Source organism: Rubritalea squalenifaciens DSM 18772 (genome assembly GCF_900141815.1).
Taxonomy (GTDB): domain Bacteria; phylum Verrucomicrobiota; class Verrucomicrobiia; order Verrucomicrobiales; family Akkermansiaceae; genus Rubritalea; species Rubritalea squalenifaciens.
The window spans coordinates 653264-664655 of the sequence record NZ_FQYR01000005.1; the positions used below are offsets into that span (position 1 = coordinate 653264).

An 11392-nucleotide genomic window follows, 5' to 3' on the forward strand; every position below is an offset into this window, starting at 1 on the left:
CGTACGTGTGGAGTGACTTAGAGTTCTTTCTTGTTTAACCACCTGAAGGAGACGATTTCGAAACGTCTGCCTAACTTAGACTGAGGGCTATTGTCTTTTAGAGGATTGAGTCCAGTGGTATCGGGAGCAATAGGTGTAGCTCTTCTCTGGACAACAGCCTCGCAGTAGACTTCCGCTTTGATTTTTCCTTGTGAGTCTCTGGCTTGTCCGCAAGTGCGGATCACAAAGGTATCTGATCTGGCCGAAAGGTAGGGACCCATCGGTTGTAGCAGATCGGCTTGCTGAAGATAGTTAGGGGCTCCAGCGGTGGTGTGCATCGGTTTAGCTTTCTGAATTTCTCGAATATTTTGGCCTGACGTAGGTTTCAGATCGGTGGAGTCGATGGTGAAGTTGTCATGATGTTTATTTAGTTCGGCCGCATCGATGGCTGCTTGCAAAGCTCCCTTAAGCCCTGTCTCGTCATCTCTGAGACGTCTGTTTACAAAGTCAGAGAGGGAGATAAAAGGACCACGCTGTTTGACTTCCGCGACAATCTTTTCAGCAAGCAGGTCGATCTCTTGATCAGAGAGGCTGCGATAGCCCGACCAGGCATCATTGGATTTGCTGGATTGGTCTGGTTTGGCTGTGTCTGCTGCTCCGCTAAGCGGAGTCAGGGAGCGTGGGAATGCTGCGCGGTCCTTCGCATTCTGGTCTTGATCAGGTGCCGCATCTTTCGTGGCGAGCAGCAATGCTTTCCAAGCCTCGATCGAGGTTGAGTTGACATTGAAGGCGCCCACGATGGCAAGATTGCCGGCAGACTCATGGTAGCCTGCATCATTCTCCTCAGAAATTTTCGTGCGGCGTAATCGGGCATTTTTAAGGAGCTCGTCAGTTTGTCCGTTCAGGTAAGCTTTCACCTTGTTTGTCTTGTTGCCTGAGAGATAGAAGCGGTCCCAGAGCTGATGGTTGATCTCATAAGAAAGATCGTGCTGAAGTTGGTCAGGGTCTTTACCTCGCCATTGTGTGTTCGTGTGGCCAAATGCTGCGACCTGAAGGAGGTCTCGTGCCTGGACCGCTCGGTTATTGTGTTCCAGCTTTGCTGAATTCCAGCCGCCATAAGCGTCCCAGTTTGGAGCAGTGCCAGTCAGGGGGGCACGGGGGTTTGCCCAGGAATTGCCTGTTGCATAGGATGGCTGCCAGGAAAGTGCGGAGACGGGGGCATGCTGGAGCTGAGCCAGAGAGGTTAGGCCGATCTCTGGATCAGGAAGATCAAAGAGTGTATAGCGGGGGCGTGACCATTGCTGAGGGGACGCAAAGGGATTGCCGCCAAATTTTCCATTGCCGAGAGGGATAGGGGCGGTGGCATTCCAGCCGGTCATGGGATCCCAGACGTCTCTCACAAAGTTGCCAAAAAACTTGGGATCGACACCGCTAAACAAGCTGTCCTGAGGAGTGCGCAGGGAGAGATGAGCCTGAGCATTGTTGTTGATGATGAGCGAAGACTGAAGAGCGTTCTTGTTCTGACCAAGATGGTTCTGATTGGTCGGAGTTTCCTCAATCCATCTCAGGCGGGCGCCATCTTTCGTCTTGTAATAGGGCTCGTTCAGCTGAGCGATTGTAAAGTCTTCGATGGGCTGGAAGTCGGTAGAGCGCCAGCCGGTACCGCGTTCCGGATTTCGTCCGTCTCCATAAGCAAAGTGGTAATTGATCTTCTGGATGGCCACCCAATCGTCATGGGTGGACTGCATGTTGAAGAAGCGGGGTGCTGGACTGCTAGGATAGGCCTTTAAATCAAGTGATAGATCTTCGATGCGGCCGCCAGCGTAAAAGCGATAGCGTAGGTTCGTGGGTTTGGTCTTAAAGGTTTTCTTGATGGTGTCGTCTACGTAGAAGTTCTTGTTAGCGGCTGGCGTTTTAGCGCTCAGCTTATTGAGGGCAACGACACCTTTTTCATAGCGTGTGGAGCCATTGGAAGCTTTGCTAAAGACAAGGCATTCTCCAGGTTCAAAGGTGGTCGGTTCCAGGGTGAAAGCAAAGGATCCATAGGTGATGCCCGCACCGTATTTTGCCTGTGCCAGGCTAGGTAGAGTCATATCAACAATCGAGTTGCCCGAGGCATCATTGAGGATGACACTGCGCACCCCCATGATTCTGAGATAGACGACTAGTTGGTCTGTCGTGATCGTGGTGTTGTAGGGATTCCACAAGACGACGCGTGGATAGACGTGTAACCTCAGTCGATACTGGTCGCCCAATTTGTAATAGGTAAGGTTCTTGTAGATGCTGCCTTCAACCATGAGAGGTTTGATAGACGCTTTTGTCTGATCCTGGAGATCATAGAGCTTGTTATTGATGAACGCATCTTCAGGAACCGTAGCGTGCTTAGGAAGTGAGAGTGCTAGCTGGTTGTTGTTGCCCTTCGCTGCAACACCCTGCTCGACCCAGCTCTTGAGTAGGCCGAATCTCGGAGACATTTTCTGGTGCTTGGTGTCATCCCACTTGATACCCTGAATCTCAGCATCCTGAGCGTCCATAGGGCCAATGAGTCGGCTGTTGAGTGTGATTCCGGCGGCTAGGGTGTTGTTATTCTTATCTTTGAGAGGAGATTGATCTCCTTCGAGTAGGAAACTACTTAAATCCTTTCTGAGACCGCCTCGTAAACTATCGGCAAGTACTCCCTCGGAGTAGACAGTGTAGTCATGAAACTGCTCTTGGGTGATTGATTTGCTAGAAAGGGCAAGCGTTTTGCGGCTGAGCATGCGCTCGGGTGTGTCTTCGAGATTTTTCCACTCGGATTGGATGGCGCTATGATTGAGGCCCGGGCTGGCTGTGAGCCAGCTGTAACCTTCATCAGGTTTGTTCATGTCTGGTTTCTTATCGTTGTAGGGATGATCGATAGCCAGTCTGGCTTTGACTCCCTCATCCCCGACCCACCAAGCGTAGGACCCTCTATCGTTTACTTTCACCAAAGGGGCGATGACTTCCGGTTTATCCTGGCCAGGGCTGGACACTAAGGTGACTTTTTCATCTTTCCATTCACTGATCGGATCAGCTGTTGTTACCGCTGGTGAACTGACCAACCAAGCGAGGGCGGAATCTTGCTTGAGAGCCGGTGTGTTAAGAGGTGACTGGGTTCTGTCATCAAGTAGTCCAGCAGCTTTGAGAGACTTGTCTCCTAAGTCATTGCGTTTGATCAGAGGAAGGCCCTGTTCGTCTGTCGTCTTCCAGACGCCTGTCCAATAAGGGTTGGCTACTGAGTCGATCGTGGGTGTGCTAGGGTCACTGTCGAGAATTCCTGCTGTAGCTGTAACCCTCTGGTCTTGGCCTGCGTATTCTTGAAGCTTGCCAAGGGCTGTTTGAAGCGCCAGGCGCGCATTGGCCTCTGCTTCCGCCTGATAGCGGTCTTGCAAGGCAGATCTAGATTCATTACTGCTCATACTGATCGCACCCAGTGCGATGAGGAGGAGTAATGACATCACGCTCAGTGTCGATATGAGAGCAAAGCCTCTACTATGCCTGTCCTGAGGCAGTTGCTTTTTCTCAGTCTCTCTGCCTGAATAGAATGTGTTTGATGTACTCTTCATCTCTTATGCCAACGATAGATAGCAATTAGAGGTGTTTCTCGAAAGGTAAAAAGTTATTCATGGGGCTATTCTGACACATTCCATTGACGTAATATGTGTGATAGATTTGAAGGTGAAATTGCCAAATCTACAGATTTTAGGGGTTCCGCTGAGGGTTTGATATGTAAAGTATGGTGGCGCGTTATGTTAATTCAGGGGCGGAAATTTTAGTCGATTGAAAATGATTCACTCGGCCTAAGCAAAAAACCGCATCCGAGAGGATGCGGTCAGGCAGAGGGGGGAGCAAGAGAGGCTATCTCAGGCGTTATAGCCAAGCCATGGTCCGAGCCATTTCTCGGCTTCCTGGATGCTCCAGTCCTTTCGCTCAGCATAATCTTCGATTTGATCCTTTTGCAGGTCGCTGACAGCAAAGTAGCTGGACTCAGGATGTGAGAACATGAGGCCGGATACTGCCGCGCCAGGATGCATGGCGCAGGACTCGGTGAGCTCTACACCAGTCACATCGGAGGCCTTGAGCAGGTCGAAGAGTATGGGTTTCTCGGTATGGTCTGGCTGGGCAGGGTAGCCTGGTGCAGGGCGGATACCACGGTAGAGCTCCTTGATGAGTTCATTGTGGTTGAACTCATTCGGTCTTTCGTAACTCCAGGCCACACGCGCACGGTGGTGAAGTAGTTCAGCAAAAGCTTCGGCCAAGCGGTCGGCAATAGCTTTAATCATGATGCCTTTGTACGGATCGTGCTCACTAGTTTCCACTTCCTTGGCCCATTCATCTGCTCCGTGGATTCCTACCACGAAGCCGCCGATGTAGTCCTTGCCTTCAGGGGCCACATAGTCACTCAGGGCCATGTGAGGTTTGTTTGATGTCTTCTCAATTTGCTGACGAAGCGTGTGGAAGGTGGCGACCTTCTCGCCGCGTTCCTCGTCCTTCCAGACAGTGATGTCGTCGCCGTCTGAGTTAGCCGGGAAGAAGCCATAAACGCCGCGGGCCGTGAAGCGCTTGTTAGTGATGATATCCTCTAACAGATCTAGAGCATCATTATAGAGATGTTGTGCCTGCTTTGCCCCTTCAGCATCCTTGGTCTTTAGAGTCTTGGTTTCACGGTCCCAAACACCACGCAGTTCCCAAGCGTGGAAGAAGGGCGTCCAGTCGATGTACTCAGCGAGTTCTCGTAGTGACTGCTTGTCCATCACACGAGTCCCGGTGAATTCCGGTTGGGCTGGCTGATAGGTGGCCCAATCATATTTTGGCTTGTTCTCGCGTGCTTTTTTGAGGGAGATGGAAGGCTTGGACTTCTTGTTAAAATTCTCGCGGAGCTTCTGATGCTTCTCTTCGTTTTCTTTGATAAACTTCTCTTTGCCGTCCTTGCTGAGCAGGGTGGTCGTAACCGGAACTGAGCGTGAGGCGTCGAGTACGTGCACGATGGGGCCTGAGTAGTTCGGAGCGATCTTCACTGCGGTATGCGCTGCTGAAGTAGTCGCACCTCCAACTAGGACGGGTAGCTTCATGCCGCGTCGCTCCATCTCGGAAGCGACATGAACCATTTCATCCAGTGAAGGGGTGATGAGGCCGGAGAGTCCGATGACATCTACATGTCTTTCCACGGCGGTTTCTAGGATCTTTTCACAGGGAACCATGACGCCGAGATCGATCACTTCAAAGCCATTGCAGGCGAGAACGACACCGACGATGTTTTTGCCGATGTCGTGCACGTCACCCTTCACAGTGGCCATAATGACTCTCCCTGCGGAAGATGATTTCTCGGCCTGCACAAGAGCCATCTCATTAGAGAGCTCTGGGTTAGCTGCTTGGATCTCCTTGATCTTTTCAGCGAGTTTCTCGGCCTTCTCTTCTTCCATGTAGGGTTCTAGGTAGGCTACGGACTTCTTCATCACTCGGGCGGATTTGACCACCTGTGGAAGGAACATCTTACCTGCGCCGAAGAGGTCGCCTACCACGGACATGCCGTCCATGAGTGGGCCTTCGATTACGCGGAGAGGCTTGAGGTATTTCTGACGGGCTTCTTCGGTATCCTCATTGATGTAGGTGTCGATGCCTTTGAGCAGGGCATGCTCCAGTCGTTTTTCAACAGACTCCTCACGCCAGGCAAGGTCCTCTGCCTGCTGCTCTTTTTTGATGCCCTTGAATTGTTCGGCAAAGTCTAGCAGTCGCTCAGTGGCATCAGGATCGCGGTTAAGAAGAACGTCCTCGACATGTTCTAGAAGGTCTTTGGGGATCTCGTCGTATACCTCCAGCATCCCTGCGTTCACGATGCCCATGTCCATGCCGTTCTGACCAGCGTGGTAAAGGAAGGCTGAGTGCATCGCCTCACGCACGACATTATTACCACGGAATGAGAAGGACACGTTGGAGACTCCTCCAGATACTTTAGCTCCGGGGAGGTTTTCTTTGATCCACTTGGTAGCCTTGAAGAAGTCGACCGCGTAGTTGTTGTGTTCCTCGATGCCTGTCGCTACAGTGAGGATGTTAGGGTCGAAGATGATGTCTTGTGGGTTGAAACCTACTTCGTCGACGAGGATGCGGTACGCGCGCTCGCAGATACGAATCTTATCCTCATAGGTGGCGGCCTGACCGTTTTCATCGAAGGCCATGACGACGACTGCTGCGCCAAATTTCATGACGGTGCGAGCGTTGCTCTTGAAAGCCTCTTCGCCTTCTTTGAGGGAAATGGAGTTTACGATGCCTTTGCCCTGAAGGCACTTTAGGCCAGCTTCAATGATCTCCCACTTGGAGGAGTCGACAGTGATGGGCACTTTGGTGATGTCTGGCTCTGATTGTACGAGATTCAGGAAACGGGTCATCATGTCTACGCCGTCGATCAGGCCGTCATCGAAACAGATGTCGATCACGGGGGCGCCATTGTCCACTTGTTGGCGGGCTACAGAGAGCGCGTCTTCCAGTTTGCCCTCTTGGATGAGTTTGCGGAAGCGTGGTGAACCGGCCACGTTCGTGCGCTCACCGATCATCAGGAAATTCTTATCCTTGGTGTGGTTGTAGGGCTCGGTGCCCGACAGACGAAGCAATGGCTCTAAGGTAGGGATTTCTCTCGGCGTTACATCTCTAACAGCATCGGCGATCGCTGCGATGTGCTCAGGGGTGTTGCCGCAGCAGCCTCCAGCCATGTTGATGAATCCAGACTCGGCAAAGTCTCTGAGCTTGGCGTACATGTCTTCAGGGCCAAAGGGGAAGCCTGTCTCAGAGAGGGCATCAGGCATGCCTGCGTTCGGGTAGCAGGAGACAAAGGCTTCGGAGACATTGCTGAGTTCCTCGATGAAGGGGCGCATCTCGTCCGGGCCAAGGGAGCAGTTTAGGCCGATGGCGAGAGGTTTCACATGAGCGACGGCATTCCAGAGCGCTTCTACTTTCTGAGCGGAAATCATGGTTTCACCTCCACGGCCCACGGCGGCAGAAATGATGATGGGAAGGCGGAAGCCGTCTTCCTCGAAAACGTCTTGAGCCGCGACGAGTGCAGCCTTGGAATTCAGCGCATCAAAGATAGTCTCGATCATCAGTATATCCACGCCGCCTTCCACGAGGGCCCGGATCTGGCGTTTGTAGTCCTCATAGACTTGATCGAAAGTTACCACGCGGAAACCTGGATCGTCTGGGTCCACCGCGGAGTTGTTCAGGCCAACAGTCATTGGGCCGATAGAGCCTGCCGAATAGCGCTTGATACCAGTCTCAGCCTCTACCTGATCACAAGCCTCACGGGCTAGCCTCGCCGAGGCGACATTGATGTCCCATGCCAAGTCTTTGAGGAATTCGTCGTCTAACACCTTTTGGTAGAACTCCGGATCCTTGCGGCCTTTACCGGTTTCACGCGGATCTTCCACGAAGAACTCGGACTGGGCGATGGAAGTGCCCGAAAAGGAGTTGGTCTCGATGATGTCTGAGCCAGCGCGAAGGAATCGAAGGTGGATATCTGAGATGACATCAGGTCTGGTCAGGCAGAGGATGTCTCCATTGTTCAGGATGTCCTTTTCAGAGTCCTTGAAACGTTCGCCTCTCGCATCTTGTTCTGTAAGACCATATCCACGAATGGTGGTCCCCATGGCTCCATCGAGCATGAGGATGCGTTCTTTTAGGGCTGCGGTGAGTTCGGCGGTGGCGTCTGGTCTAGGCATAGTTAATCCGTTGATTGTCTGCCCGCTGATGGGGCAAGACGGCGGAATTTACTAGGCTAAAATGCAGATGCAAGTACACATATCGTCAAATCAGGATATGTTGATTTGAGGTGTCTGCTACAATCCAAGAATGGACTTGGCGATCAGGAAGTAAATTACCATGCCTGTAACGTCGACAATGGTCGTAATGGCTGGTGCAGCCACGACCGCTGGGTCGATTTTGGCGGCACGAGCGCCAATGGGAAGCAAGGAGCCGACCAAGCTGGACGTAGTGATCTGGGTGATCAGGGCAAATGCGATGGCGATGGCGAATTTGGTGAAGCCGATGCTCTCAGGCATGCCGTCATAAAACATCGGGACGACGAAAACGGTGATGAGTGCCATTCCTATGCCGAGCAGGGAGCCCAGTAGGAGGCCAAGACGCAATTCTTTGAGAGCTACACGCATGGTGGTGCCTGGTTCCAGTTCTCCCAGGGCCATAGCACGAATGACCATGGTCGAGGCTTGTCCCCCCGTATTACCTCCTGCCGCCACTACCATGGGAAGGAACAGTGAGAGAATGAACAGCTTGTTCAAGACGCTCTCGAAGCTGAGCATCACAATACCGGATGCGATAGCCATAATCGCGAGACCGAAGAGCCAAGGGAAGCGGCGTTTAAAGTGGGTGAGTGTCCTCGTGTTGAGGTAGGTCTCTTCAGAGACATCACCAGAAAAACCGGCCATTCTCTCCATATCCTCGGTGGACTCCTCTTCGATAATTTCAAGAGCGTCATCGTGGGTAATGATACCTAGAAGGCGATCATACTCATCAACCACGGGGAGCACGATCAGGTCGTACTTGGAGAACATCTGTGCAGCTTCTTCCTGATCGGCAGTGGCCAGAATACAGTGCTCGTAAGGACGCACGATATCTTCGATAGGGGTGTCCCAAGTATTGAAGGCGAGATCACGGAAGCGCAGTAGGCCGACCAGGCGGCCTTTGCTGTCGACCACGTAGATCCGAGCGAGTGATTCGGTCTCTTCATGCTTGGCCCGCAGGCTATCCAAGGCCTGTTTGACATTCATTCCAACTCTCACGCGGCCGAAGTGGGTCGTCATGCGTCCACCAGCAGTGTCCTCGTCATACTTGAGCAGGGACTTCGTGATTTCAATGTCGTCTGGCTCTACTAGGTCAAGCAGGCGGCGGCGGGTATCGTCGCTCACATCCTGAAGCATATCCACTCGGTCATCGTCGGACATCTGGTCCAGCATTTCCCTTTGCTCATCCTGATCGAAGCGCTCGATGGTCTCTTCAATCAGTGATTCCGGGAGCTCGGCCATGACGTCAGCGAAGGCTTCCGCACCAAGAGTCTCGGTGAAGAAATCGCGGTCCTCCTCGCTTAAATCCTCGTAGCAATCCGCAAGGTCGGCGTAGTGAAGTTGCTCAGCTAGCCTGTGGAATTCCTCCGCATTTCTGTTTTCGGTTGCTTCGAGTAGCAGTCGCTTGATCTCGTTGTCCTCAGGCATGCGCTCAATCTAGCGGAATCATACACTATTGAAAGACCGAATACGTAGGATGCTTGAATAATTGAAGAGCGGGAATTCCGTGCTTGTTAGGGCTTGACCCAGCACGGGTGAAAAATCAATGATAGCTTATGAATTCGAATGGAATGACACCATATCAGGCACCGGAGGCTGCCGGCTCTTCAGACTTGACTGCTAATGAGGTGCCAAGTGAGCAGCCAAAGGTGTTTGGAATCATCCATATCGTCTACTCAGTGCTAGGTGGGCTGAAATCGCTGGCGTTCCTGGGTGTCTATTTTGCCATGGGGGCCTTGATGGGGCAGATGAAGGAAGGCCTGAAGGAGGAGGGGATAGACTTTGAAGTGTTCAAGCAGATTTGGGATATCATGGGTCGGTGGATGTTGATTGAGGGTGTTGTCTGCTTGGTTCTGGGCATTATCCTATTCATCGCAGGTATCGGTTTGTTGAAGCGTAAGATGTGGGGGAGGAATCTTAGTATCGTATGGGCGGCTTCCCGGATTGTATTGCTGATAGCTAGCTTGGTTGTGATGTTGCCGCATCAGAATGAATTACAGGAGTTGTCACAGCAAATGAATGGTCAGGAAGTGTCTGGCATGGGGGGGATGCAGCAAAGTATGGGCAACCTTCCATCCATTATTATGGTGCTAGCATACCCTGTGGTTACTTTGATATTCATGTTCGGATCTACCATGAAGAACGCTCTCAGAAAGGGTTAGGTAGACAGGTCAATTTTTTTGAGGATTTTAATGCTTTTTTGTCTTGCCAAGACTTCGGGAATGATTAGGTTGCGCCCCGCAGACCACCAACATGGTGACCGTAGCTCAGTTGGTAGAGCCCCGGATTGTGATTCCGGTTGTCGCGGGTTCGAGTCCCGTCGGTCACCCCATTTTTTTACACTTTGAACTTTCAATGAGGTCTGCAGGTAATCTAAAGCCCAGCCTCACTATTTTTTGATAATCGATGGTATGGAAACACTAGAACAGCGTTTAGGTTACAAATTTCGAAATTCACTTTTGCTTGCCGAAGCGCTGACTCATCCCAGCTTGGCATACGAGACACAGCGTCCGCACTTTGATAACCAGAGATTGGAGTTTTTGGGAGATGCGGTACTTCAGTTGGCGCTTACGGATCATCTCTACACGCTCTTCCCGGGTTTTGCGGAAGGGGATCTTACTAAAATGCGAGCGCGTTTGGTTTCCAAGCAGGCCTTGACCCGCTTTGCGAAGCAGATCCACCTCGGTGAGTATGTTCTTTTAGGCAAGGGGGAGGAATCCAGTGGTGGAAGAAAGAGGGCCTCTACATTGGCGGATGCTTTCGAGGCGATCTTGGGGGCTGTTTATCTTGATGGTGGATTTGATACTGCGCGTGATCTTGTGCTCAAGGTGGCGGAGCAGGAGATAAAGAAGATTGCCATGGAGCCGGAAGAGAAGAATCCAAAAGGGAAGCTTCAGGAGATTCTGCAGGCTATCCAGCCTGAGAGCCCAGTGTATCGCGTGACTAGTGAGTCTGGACCAGACCATGATAAGCAATTTGAGGTAGAGGTTACCTGGCAGTCTAAAGTGTTGGCCTGTGGAAAAGGGCGTAATAAGAAGGAGGCCGAAGCTTCTGCTGCTTCCAAAGCGATGGAGGAGAGAGTCTGGGAATCCTAAAAGGGGGTTAATAGAGCTGTTTTGTGAAGCGCGGGTCATTTGATCCGCGTTTTTTTGTGCCCTTTTCAAATCAATATAGGGTGGATGATGGAATTTCTGAGCCTTGTGAAGTGGTGAAATGGGGTGAATTAGTTAAGCTATGTTAGGTAATCTAGATCGGGTTGAAAAAAAGGTCTAACAATGTGATGAGTTTGCGTGGCTGGATTTCAGTGAGTTGTGAAAATGGGGTGAGAAAACTTTGAAAAAAGGTGCTGAAAGATGTTGACCCGGACCGGGAAATATGTAGATTGCGCCCCGCCCCGCCAGCCGGGGGGCACGGAAGAGACCGGAAAACGGAATGCCTGATACGCTCAGCAGCCGGGGTTCGAATCTCACCGGAACGGATCTTTAACAAGCACGGTCTGGCCAGTATGCGGCCTCTCGAAAGAGGGTCGGAAGGACTGGATCAGATGGAAGAGGAAAGACTGAATTGTGTGCTGCGGACGGATGAGAATCCGGCGCAGACGGCAGATG

The 11392-nt window shown here is 51.8% G+C and carries 5 protein-coding genes and 1 tRNA gene; 3 read left to right on the forward strand and 3 right to left on the reverse strand.

What is annotated here, in order from left to right; all coding sequences use genetic code 11:
* Positions 1–17: 17 nt before the first annotated feature.
* From BUB27_RS16040 to mgtE, 3 genes are all read right to left on the reverse strand, one after another.
* A complete protein-coding gene (locus tag BUB27_RS16040; RefSeq protein WP_143184872.1) occupies positions 18–3455 on the reverse strand; it encodes a hypothetical protein in 3438 nt (1145 codons plus the stop codon).
* A gap of 405 nt (positions 3456–3860) precedes the next feature.
* Positions 3861–7706, reverse strand: a complete 3846-nt coding sequence (metH, locus tag BUB27_RS16045) for a methionine synthase (RefSeq protein WP_143184873.1) — start codon at positions 7704–7706, stop codon at positions 3861–3863.
* Between the two features lie 117 nt (positions 7707–7823).
* Complete coding sequence (gene mgtE / locus BUB27_RS16050) at positions 7824–9212, reverse strand: magnesium transporter (RefSeq protein ID WP_143184874.1); 1389 nt, start codon at positions 9210–9212, stop codon at positions 7824–7826.
* Positions 9213–9340: 128 nt separating this feature from the next.
* Here mgtE and BUB27_RS16055 point away from each other — a divergent pair, with 128 nt between their 5' ends.
* The 3 genes from BUB27_RS16055 (at position 9341) to rnc (ending at position 10879) form a co-directional block, all read left to right on the forward strand.
* Positions 9341–9946, forward strand: coding sequence for a hypothetical protein (locus BUB27_RS16055; protein ID WP_159435018.1), 606 nt, complete (start codon positions 9341–9343; stop codon positions 9944–9946).
* A 94-nt stretch (positions 9947–10040) separates the two neighbouring features.
* Positions 10041–10116, forward strand: a tRNA-His gene (locus tag BUB27_RS16060).
* 79 nt (positions 10117–10195) lie between these two features.
* Positions 10196–10879: a ribonuclease III gene (rnc, locus tag BUB27_RS16065; RefSeq protein ID WP_143184876.1), complete on the forward strand. Its 684-nt coding sequence runs from the start codon at positions 10196–10198 to the stop codon at positions 10877–10879.
* The last annotated feature ends 513 nt before the right edge of the window (positions 10880–11392 follow it).